At 70.2% G+C, this 20,457-nt stretch carries 16 protein-coding genes; 8 read left to right on the plus strand and 8 right to left on the minus strand.

Annotation, left to right across the window (positions count from 1 at the left end; genetic code table 11):
• The first annotated feature begins 54 nt into the window (after nt 1-54).
• Nucleotides 55-1,506: a M81 family metallopeptidase gene (locus tag ACESMY_RS05995; RefSeq protein WP_372783403.1), complete on the plus strand. Its 1,452-nt coding sequence runs from the start codon at nt 55-57 to the stop codon at nt 1,504-1,506.
• On the opposite strand, the gene ACESMY_RS06000 is transcribed toward ACESMY_RS05995, so the two are convergent.
• Nucleotides 1,469-2,167, minus strand: a complete 699-nt coding sequence (locus ACESMY_RS06000) for a helix-turn-helix domain-containing protein (RefSeq protein WP_372783201.1) — start codon at nt 2,165-2,167, stop codon at nt 1,469-1,471. The genes ACESMY_RS05995 and ACESMY_RS06000 overlap by 38 nt on opposite strands.
• Before the next feature lie 276 nt (nt 2,168-2,443).
• Here ACESMY_RS06000 and ACESMY_RS06005 point away from each other — a divergent pair, with 276 nt between their 5' ends.
• The 4 genes from ACESMY_RS06005 to ACESMY_RS06020 are packed head-to-tail and all read left to right on the plus strand — an operon-like array spanning nt 2,444 to nt 9,235.
• On the plus strand, nt 2,444-4,468 hold the full coding sequence (locus tag ACESMY_RS06005; RefSeq protein ID WP_372783202.1) for a serine hydrolase domain-containing protein: 2,025 nt from the start codon (nt 2,444-2,446) through the stop codon (nt 4,466-4,468).
• Between the two features lie 8 nt (nt 4,469-4,476).
• Nucleotides 4,477-5,427 carry an ornithine cyclodeaminase family protein gene (locus ACESMY_RS06010; RefSeq protein WP_372783204.1) on the plus strand — a complete coding sequence of 317 codons (951 nt, stop codon included), beginning with the start codon at nt 4,477-4,479 and terminating at the stop codon, nt 5,425-5,427.
• 43 nt (nt 5,428-5,470) lie between these two features.
• Nucleotides 5,471-7,603, plus strand: a complete 2,133-nt coding sequence (locus ACESMY_RS06015) for a prolyl oligopeptidase family serine peptidase (protein ID WP_372783206.1) — start codon at nt 5,471-5,473, stop codon at nt 7,601-7,603.
• A gap of 21 nt (nt 7,604-7,624) precedes the next feature.
• Nucleotides 7,625-9,235, plus strand: a complete 1,611-nt coding sequence (locus tag ACESMY_RS06020; protein WP_372783208.1) for a serine hydrolase — start codon at nt 7,625-7,627, stop codon at nt 9,233-9,235.
• On the opposite strand, the gene ACESMY_RS06025 is transcribed toward ACESMY_RS06020, so the two are convergent.
• Together ACESMY_RS06025 and ACESMY_RS06030 are read right to left on the minus strand one after the other, a co-directional pair.
• On the minus strand, nt 9,232-10,353 hold the full coding sequence (locus tag ACESMY_RS06025; RefSeq protein ID WP_372783210.1) for a hypothetical protein: 1,122 nt from the start codon (nt 10,351-10,353) through the stop codon (nt 9,232-9,234). The two genes, ACESMY_RS06020 and ACESMY_RS06025, sit on opposite strands and share 4 nt — an antisense overlap.
• A gap of 101 nt (nt 10,354-10,454) precedes the next feature.
• Nucleotides 10,455-12,269 carry a gamma-glutamyltransferase family protein gene (locus ACESMY_RS06030; RefSeq protein WP_372783212.1) on the minus strand — a complete coding sequence of 605 codons (1,815 nt, stop codon included), beginning with the start codon at nt 12,267-12,269 and terminating at the stop codon, nt 10,455-10,457.
• A 189-nt stretch (nt 12,270-12,458) separates the two neighbouring features.
• Between ACESMY_RS06030 and ACESMY_RS06035 the strand changes: the two genes are divergently transcribed.
• Together ACESMY_RS06035 and ACESMY_RS06040 are read left to right on the plus strand one after the other, a co-directional pair.
• On the plus strand, nt 12,459-13,634 hold the full coding sequence (locus tag ACESMY_RS06035; protein WP_372783214.1) for a serine hydrolase domain-containing protein: 1,176 nt from the start codon (nt 12,459-12,461) through the stop codon (nt 13,632-13,634).
• An 8-nt stretch (nt 13,635-13,642) separates the two neighbouring features.
• The gene (locus ACESMY_RS06040; RefSeq protein ID WP_372783216.1) at nt 13,643-14,959 is read left to right on the plus strand and encodes a dipeptidase; all 1,317 of its coding nucleotides are present in this window, start codon (nt 13,643-13,645) and stop codon (nt 14,957-14,959) included.
• Between the two features lie 21 nt (nt 14,960-14,980).
• Here ACESMY_RS06040 and ACESMY_RS06045 read toward each other — a convergent pair whose 3' ends face one another.
• The 4 genes from ACESMY_RS06045 to ACESMY_RS06060 are packed head-to-tail and all read right to left on the minus strand — an operon-like array spanning nt 14,981 to nt 18,449.
• The gene (locus ACESMY_RS06045; RefSeq protein ID WP_372783218.1) at nt 14,981-16,087 is read right to left on the minus strand and encodes a hypothetical protein; all 1,107 of its coding nucleotides are present in this window, start codon (nt 16,085-16,087) and stop codon (nt 14,981-14,983) included.
• Between the two features lie 24 nt (nt 16,088-16,111).
• Complete coding sequence (locus tag ACESMY_RS06050) at nt 16,112-16,543, minus strand: RidA family protein (protein ID WP_372783220.1); 432 nt, start codon at nt 16,541-16,543, stop codon at nt 16,112-16,114.
• Nucleotides 16,544-16,545: 2 nt separating this feature from the next.
• The gene (locus tag ACESMY_RS06055) at nt 16,546-16,737 is read right to left on the minus strand and encodes a hypothetical protein (protein ID WP_372783222.1); all 192 of its coding nucleotides are present in this window, start codon (nt 16,735-16,737) and stop codon (nt 16,546-16,548) included.
• Nucleotides 16,734-18,449 (minus strand): tetratricopeptide repeat protein, encoded by a 1,716-nt coding sequence (locus ACESMY_RS06060; RefSeq protein WP_372783224.1) that lies wholly within the window; start codon nt 18,447-18,449, stop codon nt 16,734-16,736. The genes ACESMY_RS06055 and ACESMY_RS06060 overlap by 4 nt, the downstream gene beginning before the upstream one ends.
• A 65-nt stretch (nt 18,450-18,514) precedes the next feature.
• Between ACESMY_RS06060 and ACESMY_RS06065 the strand changes: the two genes are divergently transcribed.
• Complete coding sequence (locus ACESMY_RS06065; protein ID WP_372783226.1) at nt 18,515-19,456, plus strand: ornithine cyclodeaminase family protein; 942 nt, start codon at nt 18,515-18,517, stop codon at nt 19,454-19,456.
• A gap of 3 nt (nt 19,457-19,459) precedes the next feature.
• On the opposite strand, the gene ACESMY_RS06070 is transcribed toward ACESMY_RS06065, so the two are convergent.
• Nucleotides 19,460-19,963: a winged helix-turn-helix domain-containing protein gene (locus tag ACESMY_RS06070; protein ID WP_372783228.1), complete on the minus strand. Its 504-nt coding sequence runs from the start codon at nt 19,961-19,963 to the stop codon at nt 19,460-19,462.
• Nucleotides 19,964-20,457 lie beyond the last annotated feature (494 nt).

Consider the following 20,457-nt stretch of genomic DNA (forward strand, 5'->3'; position numbering starts at 1 on the left):
GCATATCTGAAAACAGTTTTCCACAACCGAAATCTCAGGAGACATGGTTTGCGGGTGTTCGCAGCCGGCCTACAGAGCGAGACCAACACCTTCGCGCCATGGCCGACGGGCGCCAGGGCGTTCGAGGAGGGCGGGATGCGGCGCGGCGCCGAGGTCCTGGCGGGCCAGGGCCCCGACCACAAGACCGCGCAGCTGTGGCGTGAGCTCTGCCTGCGCGACGGCCATGAGTTCACGGCCGGCCTGTTCGCCTGGGCCCAGCCGTCGGGCCCCATCGTGCAGACGGTCTATGAGGCCATGCGCGACGAGATCCTGGCCGCCCTGCGGTCGCAGGGGCCGTTCGACGTGGTCCTGCTGTTCCTGCATGGCGCCATGGTTTCGACCGGCTGCGACGATTGCGAGGCGGACCTCGTGCGCCGGGTGCGCGAGGTCGTCGGCGACAAGGCGGTGATCGGCGTCGAGCTCGACCCGCACTGCCATCTGACCCAGCCGCTGATCGACGCGGCGGACGCCGTCATCCTGATGAAGCACTATCCGCACGACGACTATCTCGAACGCTGCGTGGAACTCTACGGCCTCTGCCTGGCCAAGGCGCGGGGCGAGGCGCAACCGACCTCCGCGCTGTTCGACTGCCGGATGGTCGGCTTCTACCCGACCACGGGCGAGCCCATGGCCTCCTTCCTCGGACGCTTCGCCGAGGTCGAGCGCCAGCCCGGCGTGCTCTCGGTCAGCTTCGCCCACGGGTTTCCGTGGGGCGACACGCCCGACACCGGCTCGCGGGTGCTGGTCATCACCGAAGGAGACCCGGCGCTCGCCGCGCGGCTCTCCGAACAGATCGGCCGGGAGATCTACGCCGCGCGTGAGGCGTTGCTGCCCCGGTTCCTGAGCGTGGACGCCGCGCTCACCGACGCGCTCGCGACGCCGGGCCTGGTGGTGGTGGCCGACACCGCCGACAACGCCGGCGGCGGCGCGCCCGGCGACAACACCAGCCTGCTGAAGGCGATGCTGGACCGCGGGATCGCCGGCGCGGCGCTCGGCGCGATCTGGGACCCGGTCGCCGCGGCGGCCTGCGCGGACGCCGGCGTGGGCGCAAGGCTGCGGCTGCGGATCGGCGGCAAGTCCGGGCTGTCCTCGGCCCAGCCGCTGGACGTCGAGGCCACCGTCCGGGCCGTACGCGAGCGGCACGACCAGACCGGGCTTGGAAACTCGCGCACCGACATGGGCCTGTCGGTGTGGATCGAGGTGGCGGGGATCGACGTCGTGCTCAATTCCATCCGCACCCAGGTCTTTTCGCCCGACGCCTTCACCGGCCTCGGCATCGACCTGGCGGCCAAGAAGATCGTCGCGGTGAAGTCGAGCCAGCACTTCTACGGCGGGTTCGCGCCGATCGCCGCCAAGGTGATCCGCGCCGCGACGCACGGCGCCATCCAGATGGACTTCGCGGCTCTGAACTATGTGAAGAAGGCCGACCTCAACTACCACCCGCGCGTCGCCGACCCGCTGGCTTGACGGGCTTGGCGACGGCCTCGTCGCGCTCGGCCGTTGCGGCGGCCGCGGCCGGATCCGGTCCCATGGCCGCGGCGATCAGCTGGGATTCCTCGCCCGAGCAGATCGACAGGACCCGGCAGCGCCCCGGCCCCGCCGAGAGGTAGACGTGGCCCATGCCGCTGTCGAAATAGATCGAATCGCCAACCTCCAGGGTGACCGGCGCGTAGAGGTCGGTGTGGAGCTCGACGGTCCCTTCGAGGACGAAGGTGTATTCCTCGCCGGGGTGGCGGATCAGTTCGCTGAACTCCGACACCGAGCGGGCGCGGATTTCGGCGACGATCGGCACGAAGCGCTTATTCAGGAGGTCGGTCGCCGGATAGACGTGCTCGTAGGGCTCGGTCTCGATGACCCGGCCTTCGCCGGCCCGCGTGATGCTGCGCCGGCCGGTCACGAGGCTCAGCGGCGGGGCCGCGCCGTCCGAGGCGAACAGCACGCCGATGTCGATCTCCAGCCCGCGGCTGATCCGCGCCAGCTTGTCGTAGCTGAGGGACATCTTGTCGTTTTCGACTTTCGACAATGTCGAGACGGGCAGGCCGGTCCTTCGGCTGACCTCGGACAGGGTCCAGCCGTTGGCGAGCCTCAGGCCCTTCAGGACCGATCCTGGCTTTGCTTTGGTATTCACGCGCCTTCAGCTCCGCATCCGCTTTTCGCATCCTACTACTGGCTTGCTTCAGAGGTCCAACGCGGGCCGCCGCCGCCGTAGTTCTGGCGGCTCAAGTTTCCCAGTGAGCGGCAATATATCTAAACCGGAAACAGCTTGCGAAAAGAGAAATCATATGAACTGATCGTGACAGGCGGTCAGGGGCCGTGGCTTCGGGTCGCCGTGGGCGATCGCTGACCCATGACGGCATCGCGCCGGCACGGTCCAGGCATTTCACCGTCTCGGGGGCTTTGAGAAATGAAACTGCTCACCAACCTGGCCGCCATGGGCGCGATCTTCGTCGCCCTCGGCGCCTTCGCGCCCGCGCCGACCGAGGTGACGCCCACGACCCTGGCCCCCAAGGCGACGGTGTCCCTGCCTGCCCCCGGGTCGCACAGGGCGGAGGCGGCCGCCGCGCCGGCGCCGACCGCCGCCCACGCGCTCACCGCCGAGGACGCCGCGGCCTATTTCGACGGCCTGCTGCCGGACGCCATCAGCCGCGCCGACATCGCCGGCGCCGTGATCGTCATCGTCAAGGACGGCGAGCCCCTGTTCGAGCGCGGCTACGGCCTCGCGGACATCAAGGCCAGGCGGACGATCGATCCGGAGAAGACGCTGTTCCGCCCCGGCTCGATCTCCAAGACCTTCACCTGGACCGCGGTGATGCAGCAGGTCGAGGCCGGCAAGATCGACCTCGACGCCGACGTGAACCGGTACCTCGACTTCAAGATCCCGGCCTACGACGGCAAGCCGATCACCATGCGCAACCTGATGACCCATTCGCCCGGGTTCTCGGACGCGGCCAAGGACCTGATCGTCAAGGATCCGAAGACCCTCCAGAGCCTCGAGACCCTGCTGAAGGCCGCCGTGCCGCCGCGCATCTTCCCGCCCGGGACCACGCCGGCCTATTCGAACTACGGCGCCTCGCTCGCCGGCTACATCGTGCAGCGGGTGTCCGGCGAGCCGTTCGCCGCCTACGTCGACAAGCACATCTTCGTGCCCCTCGGCATGACCCACTCGACGTTCGAGCAGCCGCTGCCGGCGCGCTTCGCGGCGGACATGGCCAAGGGCTATCGCGTCGCCTCGCAACCGGCCGGTCCCTACGAACTGGTGGGCGAATCCCCGGCCGGCGCGCTCGCCACCAGCGGGTCGGACATGGCGCGGTTCATGATCGCCCACCTGCAGGACGGCGAATACCAGGGCCAGCGCATCCTCAGCGCCCAGACCGCCCAGCTGATGCACAGCCCGCAGTTCAAGCCCGTGCCCTCGCTGCCCGGCATGGCGCTCGGCTTCTATCAGGAGCCCGGCAACGGCCACCGGGTGATCGCCCACGCCGGCGACCTGAACCACTTCCACAGCGACATGCACCTCTACCTCGACGACCACGTCGGCCTGTTCATCTCGTTCAACAGCGCCGGCAGCCTGGGCGCGGCGCACAACATCCGCACGACGGTCTTCAAGGGCTTCACCAACCGCTATTTCCCGGCGCCCGCGACGCCGGAGCTGCCGACCTGGAAAGACGCCAAGGCCGACGGCAAGACCCTGTCGGGCCGCTACATCGACAGCCGCCGCTCGGACTCCGGCTGGCTGCGGATCGCGAACTTCCTGCTCGGCCAGGCGAAGGTCACCGCCGACCCCAAGGGCGTGGTGACGATCTCGAGCTATCGGGGCGTCAACAACCAGCCCAAGCATTGGCGCGAGGTCGGACCGTTCCAGTACCAGGACGTCGGCGGCGACAGCCGGATGGCCGCGGTGGTCGAGGGCGGCAAGGTCATCAGGATCATGACCGACGACCAGCCGCCGGTCCTGTCGCTGCAGCCGGTCTCGCCCGCCATGTCGGCGGCCTGGAACGTGCCTCTGTTCTACGTGAGCCTGGGGATCCTGCTGACCGCGGCGGTGACCTGGCCGGCGGCGGCGATCATCCGCCGGCGCTATGGCCACAGCTTCGCGCTCGCCGGCCGCGCGGCCCTGCTCTACCGGCTGACCCGGGCCGTCTGCGTGGTCGACCTCGCGTTCGCTGGCCTCTGGTTCTGGTTCCTGTCGCAGAAGGACATCCAGTGGTTCAGCAGCGGAACCGATGGGATCATCCGGCTGATCCAGCTGGTGGGCCTGGTCGGGGTCTTGGGAACGCTCGCACCGCTGGCCAATGTGGCGACGGTGTTCGGCGACGCCTCGCGGGGCTGGTGGGCCAAGGTCTCGAGCGTGTCGATCGCGGTCGCGTGCGTGGCCTGCATCTGGTTCGCGTTCAGCCTGCGCCTGATCACGCTGCACATCGCCTACTGAGGCCTGCGGTGGAGCCCCGGTTCATCGGCCGCGAGGAGATCCGGCGCGTCCTGACCTTCGAGGCCTGCACGCCGCTGATGCGGGAGGCGATGGCCGCCGTGTCGAGCGGGGGTATCAACCAGCCGCCGCGCCAGATCCTGCCGCTGGTCAGCGGCAAGGGGGTCTTCGGGATCATGCCCGGGGTGATCGCCGACGACCGGTTCGGGGCCAAGCTGATCAGCGCCTTCAACCACGCCAAGGGCTCGGATCTCCCCGCGCACCAGGGCGTGGTGGTGCTGTTCGATCCCTTGACCGGGTCGCCGGTCTGCATCCTCGACGCCGGGGAGATCACCCGGATTCGCACGGCGGCGGCCAGCGCGATGGCGACCGACGTGCTGGCCCGGCCGGACGCGGGGGAACTGCTGGTCCTGGGGACCGGGGAGCAGGCGGAGGCCCATGTGCGGGCGATCGCCACGGTGCGGCCGCTGCGCCGCATCGTCCTTTGGGGCCGCAATCCGGCCAACGCCCGACGCCTGGCCGATACGCTCGCCGCGACGATCGCGGTCCCGATCGAGGTCGCCGCGGCCCTGCCGTTCGCCGCCGCCCAGGCCGACATCATCTGCACGACCACCGCCGCGGCCGAACCCGTCCTGCAGGGGGCCTGGCTGTCGGATGGCGCTCACGTGAACATCGTCGGCTCCAGCCGCGCCGGACCCAGCGAGGTCGACGACGACCTGGTCGCGCGCTCGCGCTACTTCGTCGACAGCCGGGAAAACGTCATGGCCCAGGGGACCGAGTTCCTGCGGGCCCGCGCGGCCGGGCGCATCGACGACGCCCACATCGTTGGCGAGATCGGCGAGGTGCTGGCGGGCCGGGTCGGCGGTCGCCAGTCCGGCTCGGAGATCACCGCCTACAAGTCGCTCGGATCCGTCGCCCAGGACCTGTGGGCCGGCTGGCACGTCTTCCGAGCCCTCCAATGACCGCCGTGCGATCCAGCCCATCAGCCCTTTGAGGTTCCGCAAGATGCTCACCACCTCGAGCCACATGCGTCTCGCCACGGCGATCGGGGCCGCGGCCCTGACCCTGGCGCTTTCGCTGACGGCCGCGCAGCCGGCGGCGGCCGCGCCGGACTTCACGATCGAGCAGGCGCTGAGCGCGCCATTCCCCTCGAGCCTGGTGGCGGCGGGCGCGGGCGGCCGCGTCGCCTGGGTCAACAACAAGGGCGGCAGCCGCAACGTCTGGGTCGCCGAGCCCGGCGCCGGCGGGACCTACGCCGCACGGGCGATCAGCGCCTATGCGGGTGATGACGGCTACGACCTCGGCGAGCTGGCCTTCAGCCCTGACGGCCGCCAGGTGACCTATTCGCGCGGCGGCAGCCTGGAAGGCGGCGGGCCGGTGAACGTGCTGAGCAAACCCGCCGGCGCGGTCGGCCAGGAGGTCTGGATCGCCTCGGTGGACGGGACGGCGCCGCGCCGGCTCGGGCCCGGACATTCGCCTGCCGTCTCGCCCCACGGCGACGCCGTCGCCTACATCCTCGCCGACCAGATCTGGACCGCGCCGCTGGCCGCGGGCGGACAGCCGGCGCAGCTGATCCACGATCGCGGACATGCCGAGGCCATCGCCTGGTCGCCCGACGGGGCCAGGCTGGCGTTCGTCAGCTCGCGCGGCGATCACAGCCTGGTCGGCGTCTACGACTTCGCGGCCAAGGCCATCGTCTGGCTCGGCCCCAGCGTCGACCGCGACATGGCGCCGGCCTGGTCGCCGGATGGACGGAGCCTCGCCTACGTTCGGGTGGCGGCGGGCAACGCCAACCCCTTCGCCGGCCGCCACGAGGCCCAGCCCTGGTCCCTGTGGGTGGCCGACGCCGCGACGGGCGCCGCGCGCAACGTCTGGACCGCGAGCCCGGGCGCTGGCAGCGCCTTCCACTCGCTGGAAGTCGAACAGACCCTGATGTGGGCCGCAGACGGCCGGCTGGTCTTCCCGTGGGAGCGCAGCGGCTGGCTGCAGCTCTATGCGGTCTCGGCCTCAGGCGGCGCGCCGACCCGGCTCACCGAGGGCGATTTCGAGGTGTTCAGCGCGACCCTCAGCCATGACCGCAAGCGGATCGTCTATTCCTCGAACCAGGGCGACATCGACCACCGCCACGTCTGGGAGATCGCGCTCAGCGGCGGGGCTCCGCGCCAACTGACCCGCGGCGCGACCATCGAGGACAATCCCGCGGTGGCCAGCGACGGACAGGTGGTGGCGCTGCACGGCGATTGGCGCAAACCGATCCGTCCGGTCTCGCTCGCCGCCGGCGGCCGCCTGACCGATCTGGCGCCCGCCGCGAACCCGGCCGACTTCCCCGACGCGCGGTTCTCCGAGCCGAAGCCGGTGGTCTTCACCTCGCCCGACGGCCTGCAGGTCCACGGCCAGCTCTTCATGCCGCCCCCCGGGCGCGCGGCGCGCGGTCCCGCGATCCTGTTCTTCCACGGCGGCCCGACCCGGCAGATGCTGCTCGGCTGGCATCCGATGGACGCCTACACCTACATGTACGGGCTGAACCAGTATCTGGCCCGCGAGGGCTATGTCGTCCTGTCGGTCAACTACCGGGGCGGCAGCGGCTACGGCCTCGACTTCCGCGAGCCGCCGAAGTTCGGACCGTCCGGCTCCAGCGAGTTCAACGACATCCTGGGCGCGGCCCAGTTCCTGCGCGCGCGGCCCGACGTGGACCCCAAGCGGATCGGCATCTGGGGCGGCAGCTACGGCGGCCTGATGACCGCGCTTGGCCTCTCGCGCGCCTCGGACCTGCTGGCGGCGGGCGTCGACTACGCGGGCGTCCACGACTGGAGCACCATGGGCGCGCGCCTCGGCCCGGGGACCGCCAAGGGCGCAGTGGAGCTCGCCTTCGAGTCCTCGCCGATGGCCACCATCGAGAAGTGGAAGTCGCCGGTGCTGCTTGTGCACGCCGACGATGACCGCAATGTTCCGTTCTCGCAGACGGTGGAGCTGGTCGAGGGATTGCGGAAGCACGGCGTCGAGTTCGAGCAGATCATCCTGCCCGACGAGATCCACGACCTGCTGCGCGCGCAATCCTGGTTGACGTTCTTCCATGCCACCGACGATTTCTTCGGCCGCCATCTCAAGCCCGATCCGGCCCCACCGACGCACCGCTAGACGCCAAGCTGAAGGACCGCCATGCACGCTCTCCGCACGACCCTGACCGCGGCCCGGACGCTCGCCTGCGTGCTGGGCGTCGCCCTGGCCACGCCCGCCTTGGCCGCCAAGGCGCCCGCGACGGCCCTTCCGCCCGGGGCGCAGCCGCAGGACATCGATCGCCTGGCCGCGCGCATCCAGCAGAAGTTCGCCGTGCCCGGCATGTCCGTCGCCATCGTCAAGGACGGCAAGGTGCTGTTCGCCAAGGGCTATGGCGTGCGCGAGGCCGGCAAGCCCGACAAGGTCGACGCCGACACCCTCTTCGGCATCGGCTCCAACACCAAGGCGTTCACGGTGGCGGCGCTGGCGATCCTGGTGGACGAGGGCAAGCTCAACTGGGACGACAAGGTCATCGATCGCCTGCCGGGCTTCCGCCTCTACGACCCCTATGTGACGCGCGAGCTGACGGTGCGCGACCTCCTGACCCACCGCAGCGGCCTGGGCCTGGGCTCGGGCGACCTGATGCTGTTCCCGCCCAGCGATTTCACGCGCGCGGAGATCATTCACAATCTGCGGTACATGCCGCCGGCCTCAAGCTTCCGGTCGAAGTTCGCCTACGACAACCTGCTCTATATCGTCGCCGGCGAGCTGGTGCCCGCGATCACCGGCATGAGCTGGGAGAGCTTCGTCCAGACCAAGATCCTGGATCGGCTGGGGACCGGCTGCGCGGCGACGGTCAGCACGATCTCGGGCCACAACGTGGCCATGCCGCACGTGGTGGTCGGCGACAAGATGACGGTGGTCACCCCGGACCCGAGCACCGCCTACGATCCGGCCGGCTCGATCCAATGCAACGCCAACGGCATGGCCGCCTGGGCCGAGCTGCAGCTCGCCGGCGGCAAGTTCAAGGATGGCTCGGCCCTCTTCAGCCCCGCGCGGCAAAAGGAGATGTGGACGCCGCAGACCATCGTCGCGCCCCTGCCGGACACGGCGGCCGCGACCCAGACCCACTTCCGGAACTATGGCCTCGCCTGGTTCCTCGAGGACTATCAGGGCGCCGAGCGCGTCACCCACACCGGCGGCCTGGTGGGCATGGTCAGCTACGTCTCCCTGCTGCCGGAGCAGCACCTGGGCGTCATCGTGCTCACCAACCAGCAGAGCGGCGCGGCCATGTCGGCGATGATGCAGTCGCTGCTCGATCCGCTGCTTGGAAAGCCTGTCCAGGACTGGGTGAAGGTCTGGGACCAGCGGGAGGCCGATGGGGTCAAGCGGGAGGCGGCGGCGGACCGCGACGCGGAGGCCGCGATCAAGGCGGCCGGCGGGCGCGCCTTCCTGCCGCTCGACGCCTATGTCGGCGTCTATCACGACGCCTGGCGCGGCGACGTGACGGTCAAGAAGCAGGGCGACAAGCTGCGCATGGTTTTCAGCCGGACCACGGACATGCAGGGCGACATGCAGGTCATGAAGGGCAATGTCTTCGCCGTGCGCTGGGACGACCGGACGTTGAAGGCCGACGCCCTGGTCAACTTCCGCACCGGGATGGACGGCGCGGTCAGCGGCATGACCATGGCCCCGCTCTCGCCCACCACCGACTTCAGCTTCGACTTCCAGGACCTGGATTTCACCAGGTCGGCCCCGGCCGCGGGACGCTAGGCCGCGGGCTCCGTCAGGGTCGGCGGCGCCGGGCGCGAGAGCTGCCAGACGCCGAGCGTGAGCAGCGGCGCGACGTAGATGGCGAGCAGCACATAGGCGAGCCACCGGTAGCCGTCGGCGATCAGGCTCACGAGGCCCACGCGGTCGGCGACGAAGACCGAGCCGGCGAGGATCGCGACGGTCACCGCCAGACGCATGGGCTTGGCGAAGGTCCGGTCCCCGCCGCGCTCATAGGCGTGCGCGATGCGTTCGTTGATGGCGTGGACGCCGCCCGTTCCACTCTCGAGCAGGGCGGCGAAGATCATCGTCTGGAAGAGGATGCGGAAGGCTGGAAGGCCGAGCTGGCCCAGGAGGAAGTCGGACGGCAGCACCTGCTGGGCGATCGTCGGATAGAAGCCCGCCATGACGATGAAGAACAGGGCGGCCGGGATCATGGCCAGCGGACCGGCCAGCAGGCCGGCGATGACGGCGTCTTTCCTGGAGGTCAGGTGGCGCGTCACAGGCAGGATGATGACAGCGCCGATGATGTTGTAGCCGGCGTAGGTGAGGCCGCCCAGGGGCCAGCCCGTCGTGGGGGTGTGGGCCGCGAACGCCGTCTCGATCCGCCCCCCGAACTTCAGGAGCGAGAGGACCACGAACACCGCATAGGTCCCGTAGAGCAGGAACGAGACGTATTTGAACAGCCGCTCGACGGCGTCGTTGCCGAGCGAGGCGAAGGCGGTGATCAGGGCCATCAGGGCGAGCGCGCCGGCGAGCGGCGGGAAGCCGAAGACCGCGCCGGCGATGGCGCCGGCCGCCGCCGCGAAGGCCGAGAGGATGACGATGATCGCCGCGATATAGGCGATCTCGAAGATCGGCCAGAACCGGCCGAGCAGGTGCTTGAAGAAGGTCCGGTAGTCGCGGCTCGTGGTGCGCAGGGCGAAGAGGAAGGTCACCACGCAGACCACGCTCCAGATCGCGGTGGCCAGCAGCATGGCGTAGAGGCCGCCCCAGGGTCCGCTGGGCAGGAAGTAGGAGGCGAGTTCGCGGCCGGTGGCGTAGCCGCCGCCGATGACCACCGCCTTGAAGGCGAGGCCGGGAAGCAGCCAGCGCTGGAACCAGTGGGTCCTGGGGCTCACGTCGATGTCTCCAAGGGCGCGAGCCGCATGGGGCGGCGTCGAATTTTCGAACCTAGCAACAGTTTCCGGATATGCAAACCGGCGCCGGCGCCCCGGGCCCGCTAGTAGCCCACCGCCTGACCATCCTTGCGGTGGTCGGAGCCCGCCCGGTAGACGCGCCCGGCCTTCGGATCGGCGGCCGCGGGCTGGACCATGATCGCCTGGAAGCCGCCCATGATGCTGCTGTTCGGCGGCCCAAGGTCATGGCCCATGGCCGCCAGGCCCTTGCCGACCAGGTCCGAAAGGCTCGGTTCCAGCGAGAGCTTGTTGGCGACCTGGTTGTGCCGGAAGCGCGCCATGTCGGTGGCCATCTGCAGATTGGCGCCGAGGTCGAAGATGTCGACCAGCACCTGGGCGTGGCCCTGGGCCTGCATGTCGCCGCCCATCAGCAGGAGCGACATCAGCGGCCGGTCGCCGTCCATCACGAAGCCGGCCGCCAGCGTGTTGTAGGGCCGCTTGTGCGGGGCGATGACGTTGGGTGACTTCGGATCGAGGCTGAACAGCGAACCCCGGTTGTGCAGGACGAAGCCGTAGCCCGGCACCGTCAGGCCCGAGCCGAAGCTGTCGAAATTGGAGTTCACCCAGGCGACCATGTTGCCCTGGTCGTCGGCGGTGGAGAGCACGATGGTGTCGCCGGCGCCGGCGGCCTCGCCGCGGGGTCCGGTCGCCGAGGCGTGGGCCGGATCGACCCGCCCGCAGAGGGACTTCGCGTGGGCCTTGGAGAGCAGCCTCTCCAGCGGGATTTTCGCGAAGTTCGGGTCGGCATTGAAGGCGATCAGGTCGGCGTAGGCGAGCTTCTTGGCCTCCACCATCAGGTGCCAGTATCGCGGACTGCGCGGGCCGAGGTCAGCCAGCGTGCGGCCGGGCGTCCAAACCGGCACGCAGGCCTCCAGCACATTGACCATCTCCAGCGCGGCCCAGGCCTGGGACGGCGGCGGCAGCTCATAGAGGTCGTGGCCATGATAGGTGGTGTGCGCCAGGTCCACCCACTCGCCCTTGTAGGCGGCGAGGTCGGCGAGCGTCATGGTCCCGCCCACCGCCGTGGACTTGGCGACCAGGGCCCTGGCGATGTCGCCCTTGTAGAAGGCGTCCGGCCCTTGCGCCTGGAGCAGGCGGAAGGTCTTGGCGAGGTCGGGGTTGCGATAGACCTGGCCGGCGACCGGCGGCTGGCCGTCGATGTACCAGGCGGCCACGGAGTCGGGATCGGGCGCCGTGCAGCAGGCCTTGAGCGGCAGGGCGTTGGGCAGGCGCCAGTCGTGGGCGATGCGCTGGCTGACCGGGAAGCCGTCCTGGGCGTAATCGGCGGCGGGCTGCAGCACCTGGCGGAAGGTCATGGTCCCGAAGCGCTTCAGCACCGCGTCCCAACCCCAGACCGAGCCCGGCACGGTGACCGGCAGGATCCCGCCGAGCGGCATGCCGGAGCCCGGTCCCCAGTTCTTCGGATCGGCCCGGTAGCCCAGCGCCGCGAAGTGCTCCGGCGTCGCGCCGGAGGGCGCCATGCCGCTGGCGTTCAGGGCGTAGAGCCTGTGCTCCTTGGCCACATAGATGATCGCGAAGAGGTCGCCGCCGACCCCGACGTTCATCGGCTCGACAACGTTGAGCACTGCGGCCGTCGCCACCGCGGCGTCGATGGCGTTTCCGCCCTGCTTGAGGACCTGCAGACCCGCCTGGGCGGCGAGCGGCTGGCTCGTCGCGACCATGCCATGCTGGGCGAAGACCTCCGCCCGCGACTGGGCGGCCCAGCCCTCGGTCCGGTCGCCGCGGATCGCCTGGCAGGCCGCCGGCTTCGACGGGCCCTCGCAGGTGGAGAGCTGCGGCGGGGCTTGCGCGAACGCCGCCGAACCCCACGCCGCCGCGATCGCGACGGCCAATGCCATGGTCTTCATCCTGGTCCCCGTGAACGACGCCTCGCGGCAACCTAGGGCCGGCCGGTCGGCCTGTCCCACCCCTTGATGGCGCCTGCAATCGGTCATGGTTTTCACAATTTTCCCAATCGGAAAAATCGACATTGCCAGCGCCGTCGGTTCCCGTGCAAGGTGCCCGCTGAAGAGGCAGGGAAATCCGAGATGGACCTGAACCGACGCGCATCGATGGCCGGAATGCTGGCGGCGCTCGCCGCACCGACGCTGGCCGCGGCCAGGGCGGCCAGGACGGCGGGCTCCTGGACGCCGGTGGAGGCCGCCGCGCGCAAGATGGTCGCCGGGCGGCTGGTCCCCGGCCTGCAGATCTGCGTGCGCAAGCGCGGCGCGACGGTGTTCTCCCGGGGCTTCGGCCAGGCCGACGTCGAGACCGCGACGCCGATGACGCCGGCCTCGGTGTGCCGGATCGGCTCGGTGAGCAAGCAGTTCACCGCCGCGGGGATCCTGCTGCTGGTGCAGGACGGCAAGGTCGCGCTGGACGACCCGCTGTCGCGGTTCCTGCCGGACTTCCCCAACGCCGAGCGCCTGACGATCCGGCGGCTCCTGAGCCATACCGCGGGCCTCGGCAACTACACCGAGACCACGCCGCCGGAACTGATCTGGCAGATCGCCCGGACCGATCGCGACACGGCCCAGATGCTGGAGATCATGCGCAACGTCGGCGCCAAGCTGATCTTCGAACCGGGGACCAACTACCGCTATTCCAACACCGGCTTCGTGCTGCTGGGCGTGGTCATCGAGAAGGCCTCGGGGCAGACCTACCGCGACTTCCTGCAGGCGCGGCTATTCACTCCGCTCGGCCTGTCGCACACCGCTGTCGACGACGTCGCCGAGATCGTACCGAACCGGGCGGCGGGGTATACGGACGATCCGAAGGCGCCGAGCGGCTTCGACAACGCGTCCTTCACCTCCATGACCTACCCCGGCGGGGCCGGCGCCCTGCGCTCGACCTGCGAGAACCTCTGCGGTTGGCACGAGGCGCTCTTGGGCGGCAAGGTGCTGCAGCCGGCGATGCTCAAGGCCATGCTGACGCCGATCACGCTCAACGACGGCTCGCTGCCTCTGCAGACCAACCGCAAGGGCGAACGTACGCCGGTGCGTTACGGCTTCGGGATCGGCGTCAATCCCGTGGACGGGCGCGAGGCCGTGTCGCACGGTGGCAGCATCCAGGGCTTCGGCTCGTTCCTGGAGACGCTGCCGGCCGAGCGGACGACCATGGCCCTGATCATCAACAGCGACGGCGGGGCCAAGGCGCCGGCGTCGTTCGGCCCATCCTGGGCGGAGTTGCAGAAAGTCCTGCGCGCGGCCGCCCTGGCCGCCTGAGAGGTCCCATGACGTCCTTGTCGAGACTGGCCGCGGGCCTGGCGCTGGCGCTGGCGATGAGCACCGCGGCGGCGGCGGCCGAGCGGCCGGATCCCAAGATCGCGGCGCGCGTCGACCGGATCCTGGCCCAGACCCCCTTGATTGACGGCCACAACGACCTGCCCTGGGAAATCCGCATCCGGTTCGCCAGCAAGCTCGAGGGGCTGGACCTGAAAGCCGACACCTCGAAACTGCCGTCGCCGGAGGAGGGCGGCCTCGGGCTGATGACCGACATCCCGCGCATGCGGGCCGGCCGGATGGGCGGCCAGTTCTGGTCGGTGTGGATCCCGTCGAACATCACCGGCCCCGCCGCGGTCCAGACCACGATCGAACAGATCGACCTCGTGAAGCGGCTGGCCGAGCGCTACCCCGCCGACCTCGAGATGGCCTACACGGCCGACGACATCGTGCGCATCCACGCGGCCGGACGCATCGCCTCGCTGATCGGCGTGGAAGGCGGCAACCAGATCAACGAGAGCCTGGCCAGCCTGCGCCAGATGTACGCCGCCGGCGCCCGCTACATGACGCTCACCCACGCGACCAACATCCGCTGGGGCGATTCCGCGACGGCCAACCCGGTCCACGGCGGGCTGACACCCTTCGGCAAGCAGGTGGTGGCCGAGATGAACCGCCTGGGGATGCTGGTCGACCTGAGCCATGTCTCCGAGGGCACCATGAAGTCCGCGCTGGAGACCACCAAGGCGCCGGTGATCTTCTCGCACTCGGGCTCGCGGGCGATCTCGAACCACCCGCGCAACGTCTCCGACGAGGTGCTGGCGCTGGTGGCGAAGAACCACGGCGTGGTGATGGTCAACTTCGCGCCGATCTATGTCTCGGAGGCGCGCGCCCACTGGGAGGCCGACCGCTCGGCGGAGCAGGCCCGCTACAACAGCCCACCCTACGGCGGCCTCTATATCGGTCAGCCGGACAAGGCCAAGGCGGCGCTGGCCGCCTGGGACGCGGCCCACCCGAAGCCGCCGGTCACGCTCGCCATGGTCGCCGACCACATCGAGCATGTCGCCAAGGTCTGCGGTAGCGACTGCGTCGGCATCGGCTCCGATTTCGACGGCATCCCCAACACGCCGGACGGCCTGGACGGCGTCGACAAATATCCCGCCCTGTTCGCAGAACTCGCGCGCCGCGGCTGGAGTGACGAGGCCCTGGGCAAGCTGGCTGGCGGCAACGTCCTGCGGGTCATGCGCCAGACCGAAGCCGTGGGAAAAAGCCTGCGCGCGACCACCCAGGCCTCGGCGGCGACGCTGGCGGACCTCGACGGCGTGAAGTAGCGGACGGCGCGTCTTCCGGCGTCAGTCGGCCGCCGGCGCCGGATAGTGATCCGAGAACGGCCCGAGCTTGCAGCGGTAGCCCTCCGGCGGCGGCGTCAGGCGGAAGTCCGCCGGCTTCGACCCCTTGGGATAGGACGCCAGCGTGGTGAGCGCCCACAGGTTGAAGGCCTGGGTGTTCACCTGCGGCCACATGTGGCCGTGGGTGGCCGAGCAGGCGACATGCACGAGGTTCTTCATCGAGGAGAAGTAGTTCGACGCGGCCTGGGTGGTCGGCCGGTAGTCCGAGCAGAGCCCGATCGGCGGGCCGCAATTCCACATGTCCTTCTCACCGCCCCAGACGGTGATGACGATCATCGGCCCCAGCGCCGCCTTCAGGGGATAGGGCCCGACCCGGCCCTGGTGGATCTTGGCGGGGGCGTCGGCCACGGCTTGCCGGGCCGCTTCGAACGACAGCGCCGAACCGTCGTCCTTGCTCACATACCACTCGCCGGAGATCGGCATGCCGCCCGCCCAGAAGTCCGAGGCGAAGGTAAGGGAGCGGTTGGTCAGCGTGCCGCCTGACGAGATGCCGCCGACGTAGAGCCGGCGGCTGTCCAGCGGCCACCTGGTCCCGACGCATTTCACGGCCGCTTCCAGGAAGCTGACGTCGGGCCCGGCGTCGGTCTTCCAGGCCTCACCCGCTGGACCGCCCGCGCGACCCTCGCGCCAGGGCATCCAGTTCCAGCCGTCCTTGCCGGGGCCGTTGCAGGCCTGGCTGAAGTCGGCGGGATCCTGCCTGGAGCAGTTGCGCACCGGCCCGATCACCATGAAGCCCTTCTGCGCCATCAGCCCGTTGGCCCCGCTACGCGCCACGGTGAGGTTGGCGTTGGTGGACTCCACGGTGCCGGTCAGCGGGACCCACACCGGCGCGGGCCCCTTGGCGGCGACGGGCGGGACGACGACGAAGGCCCGCTTCTCGCCCTTGTGCGCGAAGTCGAGGTTCAGCCCCTCTTTCACCCGATAGCCGTCGGGGCACTCATACTTGACGGGCGAGGGCTCGGCCTTGGCCGGCCTGGCGCCGGTGGCCGCGGCCGGCGCAAAGGCGGCGATCAGCAGGGCCAGGGCCAGAAGTCGAAGCTTGTCGGACATGGTTCCCTCCGTGATCGTCGGGTCCTAGCGCGCCCCGACGTAGGCCCAGCACTCCACCTCGACAGCGGCGCCGGCGGCAAGCGCGCCGACGCCCATGGCGGTGCGGGCCGGCAGCCGGCCGGGCTTGAAGAAGCTCACATAGACCTCGTTGAAGGCCGCGAACTTGCCCATGTCGGTCAGCAGCACCGTACACTTCACCACGTCGTTCATCGAAGCCCCGTGGCGGCCGAGCACGGCGGCGACGTTCTCCATGGCATGGCGGGCCTCGTCCTCGAAGCTGGCGGGCTGACCGGGCCGTACGCCGAGCTGGCCGGAGGCGATCAGCAGGTCGCCGGCTTTCACGGCTTCCGAGAAGGGGCTCTTGGGATTGGCGGGCGGGAAGAACTCCGGCGCGGCCATGGCCCGGTTGGCGGCGGTGGCGGTGAGCAGGGCGGTGGCGATCAACAGGGCGCGCATCTTCAGGCTCCTTCGGCGGCGGGCGGGCGCGGGCGGGTCCACGTCCAGGTATAGTCGGTGAGGCCCGCCACGAGCCATCCCGCCAGCAGGCCGGGGGGCCTGACGTCGGTGGCGAGGCCGAGCGCGGCGATCACCACGGCGACGACGATTCCCGGTCCCGCGAGCAGCTTCACCAGACCCCGGTTGAATTTCAACCACACCCGGGCCCGGCGGGCGCGAGCCGTTCGCCGCGCCGGGCGGCCTCGACGGCGGCGGCGAAGAGGTCGCCGAGCTGCTCCACGGCCGCGAGGTCGGAGAACAGATGATCCCGCGCTGCCCGATGCAGCTCCGTCCGTAGCTTCGCGCGGCGGCCGGGGTCGCGCCCCAGCTTGAGCGCCAGGCCCGCGTAGTCGGCCGGGCTGGCCGCGACGAGCTCCTGGCCGACGCCCATTTGCCGGTAGGCGCCGGCGACCACCCGGCCGCGGGCGAACTCGCCCGGCCAGGTGACCATCGGTACGCCATGGGTCATCGCCAGGTAGAAGGTGTAGCCGCTGCCGAAATGCAGCGGATCGAGCAGCACGTCGAAATGCGCGAGCTGGGCCAGGAACGCTTCCGGCTCGATCCTGGGCGTCCAGCGCACGCGCTCGAGCAGGATCGGGAAGGTCTCGCGCCAGCGGGCCTCGACGGCCGCCGTCCAGCCCGGCTGGTCGGCCGCCGGCAGGACGATGTGGCCCTCGGGGTCCCCCTGGGCGATCGCGGCCAGCACGGCGTCGAAGTCCGGGTGCAGCTTGAAGAGGGTCTGCGGGCAGCCGTAGAGGGTTCCGGTCGCCGGCAGGCCGGCGGCCTCGCGGGAGACGGCCGGCGGCGGTTCGGGCGGGTCGAAGCAGCAGGGAATCCGGGGGATCGTCGCCAGTTGCTCGGTGTAGTGCGCCGCCCCGCCCGCGGGCTCGAACAACTCGGTGGAGATGAAGTAGTCGAGGCTCGAAAGCCCGGTGGTGTCCGGGTGGCCCCACGCCGTCGCCTGCACGGGCGCAAGCCGCGAATGGGCCAGGAAGTAGCTCGGCGCCGACATGCCGATGTCCGGATAGAAGACGATGTCGGGCCTGAGGGCCGCGATCTGCGCGCGCTGGGCCGCCAGGCCGGGCCGCAGCACCACCGCCTCGTCAGCCGCCGCATCGACGCTGTCGCGAAAGGCGTCGCGCCGCGAATAGGCGCCGTGCACAACCGCGACCTCGAAGCGGGCGCGGTCCAGATGACGGACGATCCCCCGGTAGAGGTGGCCGATGGTGTGGTTGTTGAGGTTGTCGGAGACGAAGGCGACGCGGATCCTGCCGTCGCCGCGCGGCGCGGTCGCGTTCGGGGAGGCATGGTCGAGGCCCGCGATCTTCGCCCGGAAGGTCGAAGCCGTCTCCTCCATCAGCGGCCGGTCGTCGAGGGCATGATAGGCCAGGTAGAAGGCCTGCAGCCCGAACGGCTCGCCGTCATAGACCAGGGGACCGGGCAGGGCCCTGAGGTTCCTCAGGCCCTCGGCGTAGGCGGCGCGTTCCTCGGCGATCTCGGCGCGGGAGCGGTTGACCACACGTAGCGCCAGCTCGGCGGGCGCGACGAGATCCGCCGGCAGGCCCCGGCCCCTGGCGGCGGCGAAGAGTTCGCGCGCGTCGTCGAGCCGGCCCTGGCCGCGCAGGATGACGGTGAGGTTGCGCAGGGCGGGGATGTCGCCCGGGTCGATCTCCAGGACCTTGCGGAAGCAGCCCTCGGCCTCATCCGCTCGCTGCAGCTTGGCGAGCGTCGCGCCGAGGTTCCCCCAGACCGCGGCGTTGCGCGGATCGAGTTCCGCGGCGCGCCGCCAGGCGGGCTCGGCGGCCTCATGGCGGCCCTCGGTGGAGAGCGTCCAGGCAAGGTTGATCGCAGCGGCGGCGTCGGTCATAGCCCGCAGCTATATCGCGTCGGCCCGGAATGTGGACCGCCGCGCGCCCCGCTGGAGGCCGCCGCATGAGGATGATCGACCGCGACGAGGTCCGCGCGCGCCTGACCTACGAGGTCTGCATGCCGCTGGTCCGGCAGGCGATGATCGCGCTCTCCCGCGGCGAGACCCGCCAGCTGCTGCGCGCGATCATCCCCCTGGGCGGCGGCCGGCTCTTCGGGGTCATGCCCGGCGCGCTCGGCGAACGCGCGATGTTCGGCGCCAAGGTGATCAGCGTCTTTCCGGAGAATTTCGAAAAGGGCGGCTCGTCCCACCAGGGCCTCGTGGTGCTGTTCGACGGGGAGGGCGGCGCGCCGGTCTGCGTCATCCATGCCGGCGAGGTCACCGCGATCCGAACCGCTGCCGCCAGCGCCGTGGCGACCGACGTCCTGGCGCGCCCCGACGCGCGGCGCCTGGCCCTGCTGGGCTACGGCGAACAGGCCCTGACCCACGCCCGCGCGATCGCCAAGGTGCGCGCGCTCGACGCCATCGCAGTCTGGGGCCGCGCGCCGGAACGCGCCCAGGCCTTCGCCGAACGGCTCGGCGCCGAACTCGGCCTGTCGGTCACGGCCTGCGCGTCCGCCGAGGCGGCGGTCGCAGAGGCCGACATCATTTGCACAGTGACCAACTCGGCCGAGCCGGTGCTGCTGGGCCGCTGGGTCCGGCCGGGGACGCATGTCAATCTCGTGGGCTCCAGCTTCGCCGGGCCGGTCGAGGCTGACAGCGATCTGGTGGTGCGCGCCCGCTTCATCGCCGACAGCCGCGAAGGCGTGCTGGCGCAGGGCGCGGAATTCCTGCGCGCCAAGGCCGCGGGCCTGATCGGCGACGACCATGTGGTGGGGGAGATCGGCCAGGTGCTGGACGGGGCGCTCGAAGGCCGCCAGTCCACGGATCAGGTCACGATCTACAAATCCCTGGGCCACATCGTGCAGGATCTGGCCGCGGCCCAGGCGCTCTACGAAGCCGCATAGCGGTCAGCTGACGGAGGTCGCCTTGGCGAGCGGCAGGCCGGGCCGCTTGTCCTCGAAGCTGGCGCGCTCGGGCGCCACGGCAGCGCCGGGGCTCGGCTCGACCCGGGTCTTGGGCGTCTGTTCATAGAAGGTGGCGCCGAAGCGGAATCCCGCGCCCCTCTCGGTGACCACGGCGTCGACGCCGAGCTTCTTGCGCAGCTTGTGCACCAGGACGTCGACGACCTGCAGTTGGCGCTCCCGGACATGGTCGTGCCCGGGCAGGAATTCCAGGATCACCTCCCGGGGAACCGGCCGCGGATATCTGGCGTAGAGCACGCCGAACAGCGCACGCTCTTGGGGCGACAGCGCGCTCATCCAGCGGGCGTGGGCGGGAACCGTGGCCATCCCGGCCGCGGCCAGGGCGCCTTTCAGCACCTCGATCAGTTCGTCCTGCTGCCGGATCACATCCTGCTGGGACTGCATCACTTCCGAAGGCCGCGCCCCCTTGGCGTTTCGACCGAGCTCCATGGATTTCCCATCAGCGAAAGAACGCCCCCGCGCCCCGGATCACTCAGCGCGAGTCATCCCATTTGAGGCGTTTCACAGCGGAAATGAGGCAGCTTTCCGGCGGACGGCGCCTCAGGTCGTAATCGCCGCATCGCTTAGGAGGCCGGCAAGGCCATCCGGGAGCCGGCTGCGCCATATTTCCGCACGCCTCGACTTGACCTCCATTTGGAGACGCCAGCGACACGAACCGGCCCTACTCGCGCCCAGGACGGGGACCAATTTGGCGTTGTGCAGCGGCGGATCTCCTCCCCCCAGCCCCGCCGCCCGCACGTCAAGAACGGCTCCGTCGGACTAACCCCCCAGTCTCCCGCGGCGCCGCCAACGGCTCCCCCGCTCCCCGGCGGGGGAGCCGTCTTTCTTTATGGCGACGGCCAGCCGGACGCGGCGCGATCCACGAGGCTGATGCGCCCGGCCGCGGTTTCGGTGTAAGACGCCTGCTCGCCGGCTCGGCTCGC

The sequence above is a fragment of the Phenylobacterium sp. genome (genome assembly GCF_041691455.1).
Lineage (GTDB): Bacteria > Pseudomonadota > Alphaproteobacteria > Caulobacterales > Caulobacteraceae > Phenylobacterium.

What these genes read in the sequence shown, in the direction of transcription:
- ACESMY_RS06005 (WP_372783202.1), top strand. Translation starts at nt 2,444, where the DNA reads ATGAAACTGCTCACCAACCTGGCCGCCATGGGCGCGATCTTCGTCGCC.
- ACESMY_RS06015 (WP_372783206.1), top strand. Translation starts at nt 5,471, where the DNA reads ATGCTCACCACCTCGAGCCACATGCGTCTCGCCACGGCGATCGGGGCC.
- ACESMY_RS06020 (WP_372783208.1), top strand. Translation starts at nt 7,625, where the DNA reads ATGCACGCTCTCCGCACGACCCTGACCGCGGCCCGGACGCTCGCCTGC.
- ACESMY_RS06030 (WP_372783212.1), bottom strand. Translation starts at nt 12,269, where the DNA reads ATGGCATTGGCCGTCGCGATCGCGGCGGCGTGGGGTTCGGCGGCGTTC.
- ACESMY_RS06035 (WP_372783214.1), top strand. Translation starts at nt 12,459, where the DNA reads ATGGACCTGAACCGACGCGCATCGATGGCCGGAATGCTGGCGGCGCTC.
- ACESMY_RS06040 (WP_372783216.1), top strand. Translation starts at nt 13,643, where the DNA reads ATGACGTCCTTGTCGAGACTGGCCGCGGGCCTGGCGCTGGCGCTGGCG.
- ACESMY_RS06045 (WP_372783218.1), bottom strand. Translation starts at nt 16,087, where the DNA reads ATGTCCGACAAGCTTCGACTTCTGGCCCTGGCCCTGCTGATCGCCGCC.
- ACESMY_RS06050 (WP_372783220.1), bottom strand. Translation starts at nt 16,543, where the DNA reads ATGCGCGCCCTGTTGATCGCCACCGCCCTGCTCACCGCCACCGCCGCC.
- ACESMY_RS06060 (WP_372783224.1), bottom strand. Translation starts at nt 18,449, where the DNA reads ATGACCGACGCCGCCGCTGCGATCAACCTTGCCTGGACGCTCTCCACC.
- ACESMY_RS06065 (WP_372783226.1), top strand. Translation starts at nt 18,515, where the DNA reads ATGAGGATGATCGACCGCGACGAGGTCCGCGCGCGCCTGACCTACGAG.
- ACESMY_RS06070 (WP_372783228.1), bottom strand. Translation starts at nt 19,963, where the DNA reads ATGGAGCTCGGTCGAAACGCCAAGGGGGCGCGGCCTTCGGAAGTGATG.